The sequence below is a fragment of the Pseudomonas sp. CG7 genome (assembly GCF_023701885.1).
Taxonomy (GTDB): domain Bacteria; phylum Pseudomonadota; class Gammaproteobacteria; order Pseudomonadales; family Pseudomonadaceae; genus Aquipseudomonas; species Aquipseudomonas zanjanensis.
The window spans coordinates 187,305-203,916 of sequence record NZ_JABAEE010000001.1 but is presented as its reverse complement, the minus strand read 5'-3'; the positions used below and the strand labels follow the sequence as shown (position 1 = coordinate 203,916).

General features: G+C 60.4%; 11 protein-coding genes and 2 pseudogenes. 10 read left to right on the top strand and 3 right to left on the bottom strand.

The window, feature by feature from the left end; translation table 11 throughout:
* Positions 1-34 precede the first annotated feature (34 nt).
* From HGO40_RS00905 to HGO40_RS00895, 3 genes are read left to right on the top strand one after another with little or no spacing between them, the layout of a single operon-like run.
* Entirely contained in the window at positions 35-1,129 is a 1,095-nt protein-coding gene (locus HGO40_RS00905) for a WD40/YVTN/BNR-like repeat-containing protein (protein WP_250961494.1), read from the top strand.
* Entirely contained in the window at positions 1,126-3,528 is a 2,403-nt protein-coding gene (locus tag HGO40_RS00900; protein ID WP_041020402.1) for an efflux RND transporter permease subunit, read from the top strand. The genes HGO40_RS00905 and HGO40_RS00900 overlap by 4 nt, the downstream gene beginning before the upstream one ends.
* Positions 3,529-4,107, top strand: a complete 579-nt coding sequence (locus tag HGO40_RS00895; protein WP_041020403.1) for an NADPH-dependent FMN reductase — start codon at positions 3,529-3,531, stop codon at positions 4,105-4,107.
* A gap of 181 nt (positions 4,108-4,288) precedes the next feature.
* On the opposite strand, the gene HGO40_RS00890 is transcribed toward HGO40_RS00895, so the two are convergent.
* Positions 4,289-4,645, bottom strand: coding sequence for a type II toxin-antitoxin system RelE/ParE family toxin (locus HGO40_RS00890; RefSeq protein ID WP_068934520.1), 357 nt, complete (start codon positions 4,643-4,645; stop codon positions 4,289-4,291).
* Between the two features lie 2 nt (positions 4,646-4,647).
* On the bottom strand, positions 4,648-4,938 hold the full coding sequence (locus HGO40_RS00885) for a type II toxin-antitoxin system ParD family antitoxin (protein ID WP_122568228.1): 291 nt from the start codon (positions 4,936-4,938) through the stop codon (positions 4,648-4,650).
* A 194-nt stretch (positions 4,939-5,132) separates the two neighbouring features.
* On the opposite strand from HGO40_RS00885, the pseudogene HGO40_RS00880 reads away from it, so the two are divergent.
* From HGO40_RS00880 to qhpG, 5 genes and pseudogenes are all read left to right on the top strand, one after another.
* Positions 5,133-5,486 (top strand): annotated as a pseudogene (locus HGO40_RS00880) (cyclase family protein); the annotation flags it as partial.
* Between the two features lie 365 nt (positions 5,487-5,851).
* A complete protein-coding gene (locus tag HGO40_RS00875; protein WP_250961515.1) occupies positions 5,852-7,756 on the top strand; it encodes a sigma-54-dependent Fis family transcriptional regulator in 1,905 nt (634 codons plus the stop codon).
* Positions 7,756-9,474 (top strand): ABC transporter ATP-binding protein, encoded by a 1,719-nt coding sequence (locus HGO40_RS00870; protein WP_250961493.1) that lies wholly within the window; start codon positions 7,756-7,758, stop codon positions 9,472-9,474. Before HGO40_RS00875 ends, HGO40_RS00870 begins: the two co-directional genes overlap by 1 nt.
* The gene (gene qhpE / locus HGO40_RS00865; protein WP_250961492.1) at positions 9,464-10,141 is read left to right on the top strand and encodes a subtilisin-like serine protease QhpE; all 678 of its coding nucleotides are present in this window, start codon (positions 9,464-9,466) and stop codon (positions 10,139-10,141) included. Before HGO40_RS00870 ends, qhpE begins: the two co-directional genes overlap by 11 nt.
* On the top strand, positions 10,138-11,433 hold the full coding sequence (qhpG, locus tag HGO40_RS00860; RefSeq protein ID WP_250961491.1) for a flavin-dependent monooxygenase QhpG: 1,296 nt from the start codon (positions 10,138-10,140) through the stop codon (positions 11,431-11,433). The genes qhpE and qhpG overlap by 4 nt, the downstream gene beginning before the upstream one ends.
* Positions 11,434-11,550: 117 nt before the next feature.
* On the opposite strand, the gene HGO40_RS00855 is transcribed toward qhpG, so the two are convergent.
* Positions 11,551-13,041, bottom strand: a complete 1,491-nt coding sequence (locus HGO40_RS00855; protein ID WP_250961490.1) for an aldehyde dehydrogenase family protein — start codon at positions 13,039-13,041, stop codon at positions 11,551-11,553.
* A 477-nt stretch (positions 13,042-13,518) separates the two neighbouring features.
* On the opposite strand from HGO40_RS00855, the gene peaA reads away from it, so the two are divergent.
* Positions 13,519-15,099 carry a quinohemoprotein amine dehydrogenase subunit alpha gene (peaA, locus tag HGO40_RS00850; protein WP_068934530.1) on the top strand — a complete coding sequence of 527 codons (1,581 nt, stop codon included), beginning with the start codon at positions 13,519-13,521 and terminating at the stop codon, positions 15,097-15,099.
* Between the two features lie 82 nt (positions 15,100-15,181).
* Positions 15,182-16,612, top strand: a pseudogene (gene peaB, locus HGO40_RS00845) (quinohemoprotein amine dehydrogenase maturation protein).

The following is a 16,612-nucleotide window of genomic DNA, read 5'->3' as shown; positions in this document are numbered from 1 at the left end:
CGCTTCCAGAGAGCGGCATCATCGGGGTTCTGACATGCCTATTTTGTATTCGCGTCACATCAAGGCCTTCTTGGCCAGTCTTTGGATGGCGACGATGGTTTATGGCTCGGCGGCTTTAGCGCAAACGACTGGATTGCCGCAGCAACCGGCCATCCACAGCACGATGGCAACTCAGTCGGTCATGCTCAGTGTGGCCCGGGCAGGGCAGCGGTTGGTGGCCGTGGGCGAGCGAGGTTTCATTATCGTCTCGGATGACAACGGGGCGACCTGGCGGCAAGTCGGTTCGCCGGTCAGCGTGACGCTGGTCAAGGTGCGTTTCATCGATCACACCCAGGGCTGGGCGGTCGGGCATGCGGGGATCGTCCTGCACAGCACGGATGGTGGAATGACCTGGGCGAAACAGCTCGACGGCATCCAGGCTGCCGAAATTGAACTGGAACAAGCCAGGCGCGACACCGACGGGCAGGCTCCGGAGCGTCTGTCCCTGGCTCAACAGTTAATGGATGAAGGGCCGGATAAGCCGTTGCTCGACGTGCTTTTCCTCGATGCACGAAACGGTTGGGTGGTGGGGGCCTATGGTCTTGTTTTCGTCACTCATGACGGCGGGCTCAGTTGGCAATCCATTCGCTCCCGCGTCGAGAATCCAAACGGTTTGCATCTCTACGGTATCGCGCAGGTAGGGACCGATGTCTTCATGACGGGCGAGCAGGGGACGTTGCTGCGTTCCAGCGACACGGGCCAGTCCTTCGAGGCACTGCCGCCCCCTTATGAAGGAACGATCTTCGGTCTAGCAGTCACCGACAACCATTCGATCCTGGCGTTCGGACTGCGTGGTAAAGCCTTCGAGTCGCGGGATCGCGGCGAGACCTGGAAGCGCCTCGACACCTTGCAGCCGGTGACGTTGACCAGCGGCCTGCGTCTTGATGACGGTTCGGTCCTGCTGGCAGACGAATCGGGCCGGGTGCTGCGTTTTGCCGATGGCGATACACAAGCCACCGCCCTTCAGATATCTCAACCTCGTTACTTCACGGGCATGACGCAAGCGGCGAACGGTGACCTGATCATCAGCAGCACGCGGGGCATGCTGTCGTCCGCCCTGAAAGTGGAATCGTCGGAGCCGTCACGATGAACAGTTTTACGCACTCTGCCGAACACTCGCCTGCACTTGCATCATCGACGTTTGATCCTGCTTCCGGGACCTTGGTCGAGCGATTGCTGTTCAATCATCGCAGCATTGTGCTGGGCATCTGTGTGCTGCTCAGCCTGGTGCTCGGCTATCAGGCGCTGAGCCTGAAGCTCAATGCCGCCTTTGAAAAAATGATCCCCACTGATCACCCCTATGTGCAGAACTATCTGCAAAACCGCAGCCAGCTGGGAGAGGGCGGCAATACCTTGCGGATTGCGATCGAGGCCAGGCAGGGCAATATTTTAAGCGCCGCATACCTGGAAACGGTCAAGAAGATCAATGACGAAGTGTTCTTGCTCCCCGGTGTCGATCGGTCCTACATGAAGTCCCTCTGGACGCCGGCCACGCGCTGGATTGGCGTGACCGAGGAAGGCTTCGACGGCGGGCCAGTCATCCCGGACGATTACGACGGCTCGGCCAAAAGCCTGGAACAGGTGCAGCAGAACATCGAGCGTTCGGGCGAGGTGGGGCAGCTCGTGGCCTCCGATTTCAAGTCCAGCATCGTGCTCCTGCCGCTTCAGGAAAGCACCTCGGATAACGGTACTCCGCTGGACTACAACGCACTGTCAAACCGACTCGAACAGATTCGGGCCAAGTATGAAAACCAGGACATCCAGATTCACATCACTGGTTTCGCCAAGGTGGTGGGAGACCTGATGGACGGCATGCGGCAAATGCAGTTGTTCTTCGCCGCGACCCTGGTGATCTGCGGGCTCGTGTTGTTCTGGTACACCCGTTGTGTGCGCAGCACAGTGCTGGTGCTGCTGTGCTCGATCATCGCGGTGGTCTGGCTGCTGGGTTTGCTGCCGACCCTGGGCTTCGACCTGGATCCGTATTCCATCCTGGTGCCGTTCCTGGTGTTTGCCATTGGCTTGAGCCATGGCGCCCAGAAAATGAACGGCATCATGCAAGACATCGGCCGCGGTGCCGACAAGCTGGTGGCGGCGCGCTTCACCTTTCGCCGGCTGTTCTTGACCGGGCTGATGGCGCTGGTGGCGGACGCCGTGGGATTTGCGGTGTTGATGATCATCAAGATCCCGGTGATCCAAGACCTGGCGGTTACCGCGACCCTGGGTGTGCTGACACTGATCTTTACCAATCTGATCCTGCTGCCGATCTTGCTGTCATACACCGGCGTGAGCAAAGTGGCGGCGCAACGGGAAGCCGCCAACGACCGTTTTTCCCAGTTGGACGCCCATCACGCACGGCATCCGCTCTGGGCTTTCCTGGATCGCTTCACCGAACGCAAATGGGCCACCGGCGCGATCCTCATCGGAGGGGTGCTGGGGGCGGTGGGCTTTGCCATCAGTCTTCACGTCAAGATTGGCGACTTGAATCCCGGCGCACCGGAGCTGCGTCCCGAGTCGCGCTACAACACCGACAACCGCTTCATGGTCAGCAACTTCTCCGCTAGCAGCGACAAGTACGTGGTGATGGTTAAGACCCCGCAGTATTTCTGCGCCAATTATCAGACGTTGGTAACAGTGGACGCCCTGGAGGCGCAACTGCAGCAGCTGCCGGGCGTGGTGTCCACCACCTCGCTGGCGGCGCTGAGCAAGCAGGCCGCCGCCGGCATGAACGAGGGCAGCATGACCTGGTATGAAATTCCCCGTAACCAGGGGCTCCTGAATGCAATCATCACCCGCGCCCCCCGTGAGTTGTTCAACCAGAACTGCGACTTGTTGACCGTGTACGTGTACCTCACCGACCACAAGGCTGACACGCTCACCCGCGTGGTGCAGACGGTCGAGCAGTTCGCGGCAGGCCATGACAGCGACCAGATCCAATTCTTGAACGCGGCGGGCAACGCGGGTATCGAGGCCGCTACCAATATCGTCGTGAAGCGTTCCAACATCCAGATGCTGTTCATGGTGTACGCGGCGGTCATCGCCCTGTGCTTTATCACCTTCCGCTCTTGGCGTGCGGTGGTCTGCACGGTGTTGCCGTTGATGCTGACCTCTGTGTTGTGCGAGGCCTTGATGGTGGGGCTCAATATAGGTGTGAAGGTGGCGACCCTTCCGGTGATTGCGCTGGGGGTGGGAATCGGTGTGGATTACGCGCTCTACATCCTCAGCGTGACGCTTGCCAACCTGCGCAATGGTTCCAGCCTGTCGGATGCCTATTACCTGGCACTGTTGTCCACTGGCAAGGTGGTGGTGATGACCGGGATTACCTTGGGCGTGGCCGTGACCACCTGGGTACTGTCGCCGATCAAGTTCCAGGCCGACATGGGCATTTTGCTGGGCTTCATGTTCGTCTGGAACATGGTGGGGGCGTTGATCCTGGTGCCCGCGCTCGCGCATTTTCTCCTCAAGCCCAAGCCACAAACTGTGAGTGTTTAAATGACTGTAATGATAAATATCCTGGGCTTGTCCGGCAGCCTGCGTCGGCAGTCGGCACATACAGCGATCCTGCGTACTGTGGCCGATCGATTGCCTGAGCATGTCCGGTTGACGCTCCATGGATTGGACAGTATTCCCCCATATAACGAGGATGATGATGGCGCTCATGCGCCACAGGCCGTGATTGCCTTGCGCGCCGCCGTGGCGGCGGCCGATGGGGTATTGATCGGCTCGCCGGAGTACAACCACGGTATGTCCGGCGTGTTGAAAAATGCGTTGGACTGGTTGTCCCGTCCTCATGGGAAATCGGTGCTGCAGGGCTGTCCGGTATTGAGTTTCACTGCCTCGCCGGCGTTCACGGGTGGGGTGCGCGCGCATCAACAGCTCAATGAAACGCTCTGGGCGATCCAGGCGGTGCAGGTTGTCTATCCGCAGATCGTGATCGGCAACGTGACCAGCAAAATAGATCAGGGGCAGCTACGGGACGAATCAGCTCGGGCTTTTTTATTGGATGGCGTTGGCGCGTTGATCACGCAGATCGCTAACGCGCCTATGAGGGGACGTTCACGTTGCTCTTGATGCCTGCTGGAAACGAGTCCAGAATTAAGTCCATTCCTGCTTCAGGAATAACGGAAACCCTTTAGATTTCAATGGGTCGGACGCTAGATACGAGTCTCGTTTCCCGCTCCAAGATTCACAGAAAAGCCACTCAGATGAGTGGCTTTTTTGTGCCTGGGATTTATGCCTTTGGTGTTTGTGGTCAATCGTTGGGCAGATGCAACGGCACCTCCATGGCGTCATGGAGGAGTCGGACGATCTCAATCACGTCGCCGTCTCCCACACGATAGAACACGATATGTCGCGGACTTTTGACCACTCCATGAAGTTGTTTGGCCTGCTGGCGTGAATAGACGAGGTGATAGCTGCGAAGGCCCGGTGCAAGCTTATCGCGGTCGTGGCTGCCAACGCGATAAGGCGTGTTGGCAATCGCTTGCAGCGCCGCGAGGATCAGTGCCTGGTAGCGCTGGCGTGCTTGATCGCCGAACTGCGTCTGGGAGAGCCTGAGGATGTCGACAATATCGGCGCGCGCCGCGTTGGAAATCCGATACTGCGGCATGCTCAGTGTTTCTCGCTCGCGGGGAGGGTTGCCTCCAGACTCAAGCCCTCGAGGTAGTGCTCCAAATCCCCTTCGTTCAACCGCGTAAAGCGCCCGCATTCAAGGTCCATGATGCCGATCGAGGTCGCCTGACGCAGGGCTTCAATTTTGGCGGTGTCTTCGGCGACGCGCTGCTCCAATAGACGCAAACCTTCTCGCATCACTTCGCTGGCATTCTGATAACGGCCGGACTGCACCAGGTCATGGATAACCTGTTCCTGGTGAGGGGTGAGCACAACGTTTCGCGTCGCCATAATTAGCTCCAGCTTTGGGCAGACAGGTTTTTGATTATTGGCATATTATGCCATTTTGCCCACGAACACATCGTTTGAGTTTGGATCTCTATCCGGTGATTTTCGTTAATTACAGTCAATCCTCGTAGCCAAGCGATTTTAGGTGGTTCATTGATGATCGAAAGACTTTTTTCCCTGGTTCAGATCCGCCCAGAAGCGTGCGTGCCGGGGCAATCTTCGGTCAACCGGGTTACCTGGATGCCGGCATTGGGATGGGCCGCGAGGCCACGCTATACCTGCTCGAACGTGGCGTGCGAGTGGTCGGCACTGATGCCTGGAGTTGGGATGCTCCCTTCAAGTCAACCCGCGAGCGCTTTCTTGCCAGCGGCGATGCCTCGATCATTTGGGAGGGACACAAGGCCGGTCGTGACATTGGTTATGGTCAGATGGAAAAGCTGGCGAATCTGGAGAGTCTGCCGGACCACGGATTCGAGGTGTCCTGCTTTCCGTATAAGATCAAGCATGCCTCGGCAGGTTTCGTTCGCGCCGTGGCGATCATCTACAGGTAGAGTTGTTGCGATGTCGGGCAAGTCTGGATTCGCACGTTACTCCATGGCGCGGCTCATGATCATCAACTCTTGGCCGTTCCATTCGAAAGACACCCGGAAAGCGGCCACGATGCTGTTATCGGGGCTGGCATGGGGGGCTTTGGGCCTGACAAGCTACTCGTATAGGTTCGTCGTCGTAACGAACGTCGTCTATTACTTCTGAAGGGAAAGCCCATTGGTCGTCTGGTCGGGCGATGGATGGTCACGTTGTCCCCTAAGCATTAGAAATGCCGTAACGCACTTGCCAATGCCCTGACGTTTACGTAAAGATGGCAACAAGGCGCTGAACTCAGAAGGGCGCAGGGCGGACCGATCCGGAGCGCGTGCTGATGCTGATAAAGACAACTCATCCCAAACTTCATCGCGAAGCCCGCCTGGCCCGGGAAAAACTGCATCTCGAGGGCACCGTTCCCGATGGTGTGTTGCGTGCGGAAATCGATGCGTCGTGGCGGCGCAGTCTCAGCCATGGCGTGCATTTCAATGCCAAGCAAGAACTGGCGCTGGAATCGAACGCGAGCCTTGAAGTGCTGTTGGAAAGCAATCGATTGTTGATCGATGCGGCGACGCCGGCCATCGATTATCTGGCCGAACGCCAGGGCAAGGAAGGGCTCATCATCCTCGCCAATTCCGACGCTACCATCCTTGCCGCCGAAGGGCGCACCGATGGTTTCAAAGGGAGCGGGCTGCAAGACATCACGCTGGGCGCTTGCTGGAGCGAAGCGGCGCGCGGCACCAACGCGCTGGGTACCGCGCTGGTGGAAGCCCGGCCAACGATGATTGATTGCGGCGAACATTACCTCGACCGTCTGACCAATTTCTCCTGCACCTCGGTGCCGATTTATTGCCCGCAGGGCGACATCCTTGGGGTCCTTGACCTGACCCGCGAAGGCCCGCTCGGCCGCGTTCACGACAGCACCGCGTTGCTGACCATGGCCGTCAGCCAGATCGAAAGCCGCGTGTTCAACGCTTGTTACCCGGACCAGATCGTCCTCGCCTTCCACAGCCGTCGGCAATATCTTGAATCCCCTTGGCAGGGCTTGCTCGCGGTGAGTCTCGGCGGACAGATCCTTGCGGTCAGCGCCCAGGCGTGCCAGTTGCTCCATGCCGAGCGTTCGGTGCTGGTTGGCCGACGCTGTGAAGAGTTCCTGGGTGTCGATGGCCTGCAGCTGTTATCGCGTTTGCATCAGAGCGGCATCGGCAGTCTGCAAACCGCCAAGGGTGAATTTTTCTACAAAACCCTGCGCGCGCCGCAGCGCTTGATCAATCTCAGCACGCCATCGCGCACCCCGACTAACACCGCTAAACCGCAACCCGATCTTGAATCCCTGGCTGGCAACAATGCTCGTTACGCCCGGGCGCTGCGCATGGCCCGCCAAGGCCTGGCCAATGAATTGCCAGGGTTGCTGCTGGGCGAAACGGGCACCGGCAAGGAAGTCATTGCCCGAGCGGTGCATATGGCTGGAACGCGCTGCGACAAACCTTTTGTCGCGGTGAACTGCGCAGCCATCCCCGAAGGCCTGATCGAGTCGGAGCTGGATGGCTATCGCGAAGGCGCTTTTACCGGTTCGCGGCGGGGCGGCATGGTAGGGCGCTTGCAACAGGCCCACGGCGGTACGTTGTTTCTCGATGAAATCGGCGACATGCCGCTGGCTTTGCAGGCCCGTTTACTCAGGGTATTGCAGGACCGCAAGGTCGCGCCGCTGGGTGCTGGAGAAGAGCAAGAGATCGACATTGCCCTGATCTGCGCCACGCACCGCGACCTCAAGCGTCTGGTGGAAGACAAACATTTTCGCGAGGATCTGTTCTATCGGGTCAACGGCATCAGCGTGATGCTCCCGGCCCTGCGCGAGCGCGACGACTTCAATGGTCTGGTCGATCGTTTGCTGGCCAAGCTCGACGCGCCGACGGTGGTCCTGCATGACGATTTGACCCGCCTGCTAGGCGGTTATCATTGGCCGGGCAATATCCGCCAACTGGAAATGGTCCTGCGCACCGCGCTGGCCATGCGGGAGCCGGGGGACACCCTACTCACCCTCGACCATCTGCCCGACAGTATGCTCGACGAACTGAGCGCCGGCGAACGCCCTCAGAGCGGCAGTATTCGTGAACATGAGCTGGAACTGATTCGCCAGTCCCTGGACATGCATCAAGGTAACGTCTCGGCCGCCGCCGATGCCCTGGGTATCAGCCGCGCGACCCTGTATCGCAAGCTCAAACTGTTGCGTTCGTGATGTTGCGGTTGATCGTTCGGCTGATCGACAGCCAGAACCCCGCGGCCCTGCAAGCGGCGCTGCGCTGGCTCTACAGCTTCGTGCGCCCGCCCCGGTTGGCGATTGCCGGGTTGCTTGGGCTGGCGGTCTGCGCCTCGTCGCTGGTATTGGTGCAACCATGGCTAACCAAGCTGCTGATCGACGACGGCCTGTTGGCGCACAATTTTGCGATGCTGGTGCTGATCGCCGGGTTGATGATTGTCGCCGGGTTGTTGGGGACGGCGCTGTCGGGCATCAATCGTTACCTGCACACGCGATTATCCGGACGGATTCTGTTTGCCCTGCGCGATGACCTTTATCGGCATCTGCAGACGCTCTCGCCGGGTTTCTACGGCCAGCGGCGTATCGGTGATCTGATGTCGCGTCTGGATGGCGATGTCGCGGAGATCCAGCGCTTTGCCGTGGACTCGCTGTTCTCGGCGGTGTCGAGCGTGATTGGCCTGGTGGTTGCCGTGGCGATGTTGGTGACCCTGTCGTGGCAGCTGTCGCTGCTGGCCTTGGTGCTGATTCCACTCGACGTGCTTTGGCTACGCTGGATGCGGCGCAAGGTCGAGCGCGATGTGCGGCAGTTGCGCGAGCGTTCCGCGGACATGTCCTCGTTCATGGTCGAGACCTTGCCGGTGATGAAATTCATTCAGTCCGCCGGTCAGCAACAGCGCGAGGCGCGGCGGCTGGAGACGTGGGGCCAAGGGTATATGAGTCAGCTCCTGCGCCTGCAAGTCACTGAGTTTTTCACCCAAGCGGTGCCCGGCACGCTGACATCGTTGTCGCGGGCCTGTGCGTTTTTGATTGGCGGATACTGGGTAGTGCAAGGGACTTGGCAGTTGGGCGCGCTGATCGCGTTTTCCACCTATCTGGGCATGGCTGTCGGCCCGGTCCAGAGCCTGCTTGGGCTCTACGTCGCGATTCAGCGGATGACCGTGAGCCTTGGGCGGGTCATGGAACTGCGCGGTGAAGAGCCGACTGTACTCACCCCTGTTGCGCCGCAGCCGATGCCGGATTCTGGCGAACTGCGTTTCGACAACGTGCACTTCAGCCACCCCGGTCGCCCGACCACCTTGCGTGGTATTCAAGCGCGAATTCCCTATGGTTTGAAAGTCGCCCTGAGCGGCGGCTCTGGTGTCGGTAAGTCGACCCTGATCGATCTGCTGCAGCGGCACCACGATCCGCAGTCCGGTCGGGTCTTGCTGGGGGAGGTCGATCTGCGGGAACTGGCCCTGTTCCAGTTGCGTCGGCGGATCGCCGTGGTCAGTCAGGACATCGTGCTGTTTCGCGGCAGCCTCGCCGACAACCTGGCCTACGCGGTGCCGGACGCCAGTCGCGAAGCGATTGCCGAAGTGGCGCGGCTGGCGCAGCTCGACAGCCTGATCGAGTCACTGCCCGAAGGCCTCGACAGCCCTTTGGGCGAGCGTGGCCAGCAGTTATCCGGCGGACAGAAACAGCGCATCGCCATCGCCCGGGCGCTGTTGCAGGATCCGTTGATCCTGGTGCTGGACGAAGCGACTTCGGCGGTCGACGAAGCCACCGAGCGCGAAGTGATCGCGTCCATCGATCGGTTGTTCGCCGGGCGTACGCGGATCCTGATCAGCCATCGCCCCTCGACCCTGGCCGATGCCAATTTGTGCTTTGAACTGCTGGATGGCGTGCTTACGTCAAGAACGGTGCAGCATGAGGCCTGAGCTGCGGATTGGGGTGGTGGACAGTGGTCATTGCGCAGCGCAACGAGTGCGGGTGATTGCCGGTCGACGGTTCTCGCTGCGGGAGGATGGCCTGGCCGAAAGCGATTTGCGCGACGATCCGCTAGGTCATGGCAGTGCGGTGATCGAGGCCATCAGCCGGCGTGCACCGGCGGCGGTTTTTTGCGTCGCCCAGGTGTTCGACCAGCGTGGCGTCACCAGCGCCTTGCAGATCGCTACCGCCATCGGTTGGCTGGTGGCGCAGGACGTGCGGTTGATCAATCTGAGCCTCGGTTTGCGGCAGGATCGAAGCTTGTTGCGTGAAGCCTGCGCAGCAGCGGTGGCGCAGGGCATTCTATTGTGTGCGTCCAGCCCGGCTCAGGGCTTAGGGGTGTTCCCGGCGGATTATCCGCAGGTGCTGCGGGTCACCGGCGACGCTCGTTGCACCGAGCAGCAATGGTCGTGGCTCGACAGCGCCCAGGCAGATTTTGCCGGGTGTGTTTACGGTACCTACCCGGGGCAGTCGGGTGCGAGCCTCGGTTGTGCGGCATTGAGCGGGCAGATTGTGGGTTTTCTCGTTGAAAATCCCGAGGCGAGCAACGAACAGATTGTCGAGTGGCTGCAAAAAAACGCCCATTATCACGGCCCTGAACGGCGCGTCGGCCCATGAAGCCGATTGTGATTCTTGGCGCGGGGCCTGCGGGGGCGGCGGTGGGCCTGGGGTTGCGGCGGCTTGGATACCCCGTCACGCTGGTCAGTGAGTGGCGGCGCTTTGCGGCGCTCGAAGGGGTGTCCATGCGGGTGCTGGAGGCACTGCGCGGTGCGGGGCTGCATCAAGCATTGACGGATGCGGCGCAGCCTTCCCAGCGACAGGTGTCCTGGAACGGTCAGCAGCATGCTCAGAACATCGAATTTTTGCTGGATCGCCCGAGCTTCGATCGCGGCTTGCGCGAGGACTTGCGCCTGGCCGGCGTTGAATTGATCGAGGGCCGAGTGCTGACGGTGCAGTCGCATGCTTCGGGGCATCGAATCGAACTGCAAGGGCGTGACGCGCTGCTCGCGGATTTCCTGGTGGAGGCCCGCGGACGCCAGGCACCGGCCCTTGGCAAAGGCCTGCGGGGACCAGAGACAGTCAGTCTGCTCAATCGCTGGCAAGGTACGCCGGGTATCACCGCCAGCGCTGTGGAAAGCCTTGTGGACGGCTGGGCCTGGATGGCGCGTCGGGCCGACGGCCAGTGCTATTGGCAATGGACAGTGGACGTGGCCAGTGCCGAGTTGCCGGGCAAGGCGCTGTTGCTCGATTACTGCCGCCAGCGGTTCCAGCAGTCGACATTGACCCAGGCGTTTTTCGGGGATGAACCGCAAACCGATCTGCACCTGCATGCCCGAAGCAGCACGGCGATTTTGTGTCCGCAGGTCTGTGGCGACCATTGGATTCGTGTGGGCGCCGCCGCCATGGCGGTGGATCCGCTGTCGGGGAATGGCATCTTTCAGTCATTGTCTTCGGCGTTGCAGGCGCCAACGGTGATCAACACGCTGTTGCGCAAACCTGAACGGAGGTTGCTGGCACAGCGTTTTCATCAGCAGCGGGTAGAGCAGTTGTTTTTACGCTTCGCGCGCATTGGCCGGGACTTCTATGCCGATGAGCAGCGCTGGCCGGACCAGCCGTTCTGGCAGGCGCGAAGGCAATGGCCGGATGCTGAGGTCGCCCACGCCGCGGCGGATTTTTCCGCTTTGAAGATTGAGTCTGCGCCGGTGCTCAGGGATGGATTCGTGGATGAGGCCGAAGTGGTGATCACGGCGGATCAGCCGCTGGGGATCTGGCATGTGCAAGGAGTGGAATTGGCACCGTTGGTGCGGCGGTTGCGCAGCGAGCCGGTCGAGCGGGTGTTGACGGGGTTGTCAGTGGAGCAGGGAAGGATGGTTCGGAGCTGGTTGCTGGGGCAGGGGTTCAAGCCCTGATATTTGGGGTGCCTGGGTTGGCCTATCGTGAGCAAGCTCGCTCTCACAGTTGCGTCGAAAACAATTCCAATGTGGGAGCGAGCTTGCTCGCGATAGCGGTCTAAAGAACGCCGCCAATCACAACTTGATCAACACCGACTTCAACTCGGTGTAATGCTCGATCGCCGCATACCCCATCTCACGCCCGACCCCCGCCATCTTGTAGCCCCCAAACGGCAACGCCGGGTCCAGGGCGCTGTGGCAGTTGACCCACACCGAACCTGACTTGATGCGCGGAATCATCCGGTGCACCGCCGCCAGATCATTCGACCAGATGCTCGCCCCAAGGCCATAAGGGCTGTCATTGGCCATGCGCAACGCATCGGCCTCGTCGTCGAACGGAATCGCCCCCAGCACCGGGCCGAAAATTTCCTCTTGTACCAGCGAATGCCGTTGATCGACGTCGACAATCACCGTGGGTTTGAGGAAGAACCCCGGCCCGAATGATTCACCGCCGCAGGCGATGGTCGCGCCGCTTTCCCGACCTTTTTCGATGTAGCCATAAACCCGCTCCTGTTGACGGGCGGAAATCAGCGGGCCCATTTCGACACTGGGGTCCAGGCCATTACCGAGCTTCATTGCATTAGCGATGTCGGCGATATCCGCCACCACATTGTCGAAATGCTTGCGCTGCACATACAGCCGGGAGCCGGCGCAGCAAACCTGGCCCTGATTGAAGAAGATCGCACTGGCGGCACCCGCGGCAGCGGTCTTCAGGTCGGCATCGGCCATGACGATGGTCGGTGATTTGCCGCCCAATTCCAGGGTGACACGGGTCATGGATTCCATGGCGATCTTGCCGATCTGCTTGCCTACGGCGGTGGAGCCGGTGAACGTCAGCTTGTCCACCAATGGATTGTGAGTCAGGGCGGAGCCCGCCGTGATACCAGTGCCGGTGACCACGTTGAACACACCCTCGGGATAACCGGCTTCCAGCATCAGCTCAGCGAGTTTCAGCGCGGTCAGCGGCGTTTCGTCGGCGGGTTTGAGCACGACGGTGCAACCGGTGGCCAGGGCCGGACCGAGTTTCCAGCAAGCCAGCAGCAGCGGAAAGTTCCAGGCGACGATGGCCCCGACCACGCCCACCGCTTCGCGGCGAATGAAACTGTGGAATTGATCGTTGGGCATCAGCGGCAGCGACACGTCAACGCTGGAGCCTTCGATCTTGGTTGCCCAACCGGCCATGTAGCGCAGGAAGTCGATGGACAGTTGCACGTCCATCACTTGAGCCACCGCCGCGCTCTTGCCGTTGTTCAGGCATTCGAGTTGCGCCAGCAGTTCGGCGTCGCGCTGCATCAGGTCGGCGAGTTTCCACAACAGGTTCTGCCGCTCCCTAGGGCGGGTGCGCGTCCAGGCGGAGTCGTCGAAAGCCTGGCGGGCGGCGAGTACTGCGCGGTCGACATCGTCGGGGGTGGACCTTGGCACCAAGCACAGCACTTCGCCGGTGGCCGGATTGTGCAGGGGCATGGTCTGGCCGTCGGCGGCCTCGACCCAGTCGCCGCCGATGAGCATGCGTGGGGCGCGTTGGACGAAGGCCGAGGTGGCGGGGAGCAGATAAGGCAGCGGCATGATGAGACCTCTTGTTGTGCTGAGAAACGTGGACTTCTCCAAGTTGGCAATGGCTGTGCCAAGTACCAGGAACGGGTGGATGGGCCTTTGTTGACGGGGGTTCTAGCGATGAAACGGGACGGTTGGCACCCAGGTTTTGTCGCAAATCGCGACAACGCATGAGACGACGAGCGGATCCCGTTGTACGCCAACGTCATCGCTGGACAAGAAGTGTTTCAGCCGAGGACATCTATGCTTGTCTCAGAGTGCAACAGCTGTCGCGATATTAGACGCAGGCGGTCTTGTTCTGACGCGTTGCAAAGCCAAAATAACAATGTAACTAATTGATTAATAAGATAGTCGTTAAGCTGGCACGCTCCGTGTATTGCTCATCACAGACGTTTCTCTTGCCTCCGTCAGCGGGCTGTCGCCGACGGCAGAAACCATAAAAACGATAAGCCACAAAAATAAGAAAGCACCGTGCGAGGTTCGACGTTGATGAAGAGAAAACTCCGATCAGGCCTGAGCGTCAGTCTGCTGGCCGTGGCGGCCTGTGTGGCGCTGCATTCGCCTTACAGCCTGGCAGCTCGCGAGGCCCAGACCATCCTCAAGGAAACCTGTCAGGGCTGCCACACCCCCGAAGCCGATAACGCCCTGAGCCGTATCAGCCACCAGCGCAAGACGCCGGAAGGCTGGCTGATGAGCATTGCCCGGATGCAGGTCATGCACGGGTTGCAGATCAGCGATGACGATCGTCGAATCCTGGTCAAATACCTGGCCGACACCCAGGGCCTGGCGCCGAGCGAGACGGACGGTGTGCGTTATGCGCTGGAACGACGGCTCAATACCGTCGAGAAATTCGACGACCAGACCAGCCAGATGTGCGGCCGTTGCCACTCCGGTGCGCGGGTTGCGCTGCAGCGCCGACCAGCCCAGGAATGGGAGCGCCTGGTGAACTTCCACCTCGGCCAGTGGCCGTCCCTCGAGTACCAGGCCCTGTCCCGCGACCGCGACTGGTTCGATCTGGCCCGCAAAGAGATGGTGCCGCTGCTGGCCAAGCGTTATCCGCTGGACAACTCGGCCTGGAAAGCATGGCAGGGCAGCGCGCCGAAAGCCGAGGCGCTGGTCGGCGACTGGAGCTTCAGCGGGCACCTGCCGGGTAAAGGCGAACTGGCTGGCGTCATGAGCGTGACTGCCGACGGCAGCGACACGTTCAAGGTCAGCGTCAAAGGTCAGTACGCCGATGGCACCCTGTTCAACGGCGATGGCAGTGCGATTGTCTACACCGGCTACGAATGGCGCGGCAACGTGTCCATCGATGGCGTGACCATGCGCCAGGTATTCGCCGCCCAGGGCAACGCCATGCAGGGTCGGATGTTCGAGGCCGAGCACGACGAGCGAGGGCTGGACTTCGTCGCCGCCAAGCAGGGTTCCAATCGTTTGCTGGCGGTGCAGCCGGGTTATCTGAAGGCGGGCAGAGAAACCGAAGTCACCCTGGTCGGCAGCGGTCTCACTGGCAAACCTGACTTTGGCAAAGGCGTGGAAGTGGTCCAAGTGCTGGAGCAAACGCCCGAGCGCATAAGGGTCAAACTCAAGGCGGCTGCCAATGCGCAACCGGGCCTGCGCAACGTCACGGTCGGCACGCTGAAAGGCCCGACGCTGTCGGTCTACAGCAGGATCGCTGAAGTCAAAGTCGTGCCCGAATTCTCGGTGGCGCGGATCGGCGAGGGCGGTGGCTCGACGCCGAAAGTCCAGGGCCGTTTCGATGCTGAAGCCTGGGGCAAGGGCGCTGACGGCAAGCCCTATCGCATCGGCGTGTTCCCTGCGCAATGGTCGGTCGAGGCTTTTGATGACCGCGCCAAAGAGGATGAAGACGTCAAGTTTGCCGGCACCATGCAGGCCGATACCGGCGTGTTTACCCCAGGCGATGCCGGGCCGAACCCGCAACGCAAGATGTCCACCAACAATGCCGGCAATCTCAAGGTGATCGCCGCCGTCGACGACGCAGGGAGGTCCCTGACCGGCGAAGGCCACATGATCGTCACCGTGCAACGCTGGAACAATCCACCCATTCCATAAGTTGGCTGTTTTTTAGCGGTTCCAGACACTTTTCGGGATGACCGCAGACCTCGTGAATCGGGGCTTGCACAGGAGGTTTGCAATGGGCGCTATTTTGAATCTGGTCGAACGCAATTTGCACGAAGTGCATGTCGACGCCGACCGCATGCTGTTCCACATCCCTAGCAGCTCGCTGTTCGCCAGCGATGAGCTGACGGGCACCATCATCGACACCTTGCGCGGTCCCGGCTGTTCATCGGACGACCTGATCCAACGCTTGGCCGCACGCTTCAACGGAGAAGAAATCACCGAAACCCTGCGTGAGCTGATCTCCCTGTAACTGGTCAGCGACGGCTCACCACTGACCCCGGACATCGGTACCAAACGCGTCGAGCGCACCGCGATCAATACCGTGGTGCTCAACGTCAACACGGGCTGCAATCTGAGCTGTACCTACTGCTACAAAGAGGACCTCGACAAGCCCTCGGCCGGCAAGAAGATGGACGTTGAAACAGCGGTCGCTTCGGTAGAAATGCTGCTGCGCGAATCCCCGGATGAAGAGCGTTTCACGGTGGTGTTCTTCGGGGGAGAGCCGCTGAGCAATCGCAAGCTGATCGAGTACATGGTCGATTATTGTGAAAAGCGTTTTGCCGAAGCGGGCAAGTTCGTCGAATTCGTCATGACCACCAACGCCACGCTGCTCACCGAAGACACCGTGGACTACCTCAACGCCCACCGCTTCGGGCTCTCGGTCAGTATCGACGGGCCGAAAACCGTGCACGACCGCAACCGGATCACCGTGGGCGGGCAGGGCACGTATGACGTGGTGCGGCGCAAGGCCCAGATGCTGCTGTCGCGCTACAACAGCCGCCCGGTCGGCGCGCGGGTAACCCTGACCACTGGCGTCACCGACGTCGAAACGATCTGGGATCACTTGTTCAACGAACTGGGCTTCGCGGAGGTCGGTTTTGCTCCGGTGACGTCCGGCGATATCAGTAGCTTCAACCTGTCCAGCGACGAGCTGATCGAAGTGTTCGCCAACATGAAGAAGCTCGGTCGGCGTTATCTGGAAGCGGCGCTGGAACACCGCAACATCGGTTTTTCCAACCTGCACCAGTTGATCACCGATATCCATGAAGGCCACAAAAAGGCTTTGCCTTGCGGGGCGGGCCTGAAGATGCTGGCGGTGGATCACAAGGGCGAATTGAACCTGTGCCACCGCTTTACCGGTTCGAGCCTGCCGACGTTCGGCAACGTTCACAGCGGGGTGAAACAGGTCGAGTTGAACGATTTCCTGTCCCAGCGCCTGGACCGTACCAACACCGGTTGCGAAGACTGCCAGATCCGCAATCTCTGCTCTGGCGGCTGCTACCACGAGAGCTACGCCCGATACGGCGACCCGACCCATCCGACTTATCACTACTGCGAACTGATGCGTGACTGGGTCGACTTCGGCATCGAGGTCTACACCCGGATCATGGCTCACAACCCTGCGTTTATCAGCAGCTACATCACTCCGCGCAAGGCTCACTGA

What these genes read in the sequence shown, in the direction of transcription:
- HGO40_RS00905 (WP_250961494.1), top strand. Translation starts at nt 35, where the DNA reads ATGCCTATTTTGTATTCGCGTCACATCAAGGCCTTCTTGGCCAGTCTT.
- HGO40_RS00900 (WP_041020402.1), top strand. Translation starts at nt 1,126, where the DNA reads ATGAACAGTTTTACGCACTCTGCCGAACACTCGCCTGCACTTGCATCA.
- HGO40_RS00895 (WP_041020403.1), top strand. Translation starts at nt 3,529, where the DNA reads ATGACTGTAATGATAAATATCCTGGGCTTGTCCGGCAGCCTGCGTCGG.
- HGO40_RS00890 (WP_068934520.1), bottom strand. Translation starts at nt 4,645, where the DNA reads ATGCCGCAGTATCGGATTTCCAACGCGGCGCGCGCCGATATTGTCGAC.
- HGO40_RS00885 (WP_122568228.1), bottom strand. Translation starts at nt 4,938, where the DNA reads ATGGCGACGCGAAACGTTGTGCTCACCCCTCACCAGGAACAGGTTATC.
- HGO40_RS00870 (WP_250961493.1), top strand. Translation starts at nt 7,756, where the DNA reads ATGTTGCGGTTGATCGTTCGGCTGATCGACAGCCAGAACCCCGCGGCC.
- qhpE (WP_250961492.1), top strand. Translation starts at nt 9,464, where the DNA reads ATGAGGCCTGAGCTGCGGATTGGGGTGGTGGACAGTGGTCATTGCGCA.
- qhpG (WP_250961491.1), top strand. Translation starts at nt 10,138, where the DNA reads ATGAAGCCGATTGTGATTCTTGGCGCGGGGCCTGCGGGGGCGGCGGTG.
- HGO40_RS00855 (WP_250961490.1), bottom strand. Translation starts at nt 13,041, where the DNA reads ATGCCGCTGCCTTATCTGCTCCCCGCCACCTCGGCCTTCGTCCAACGC.
- peaA (WP_068934530.1), top strand. Translation starts at nt 13,519, where the DNA reads ATGAAGAGAAAACTCCGATCAGGCCTGAGCGTCAGTCTGCTGGCCGTG.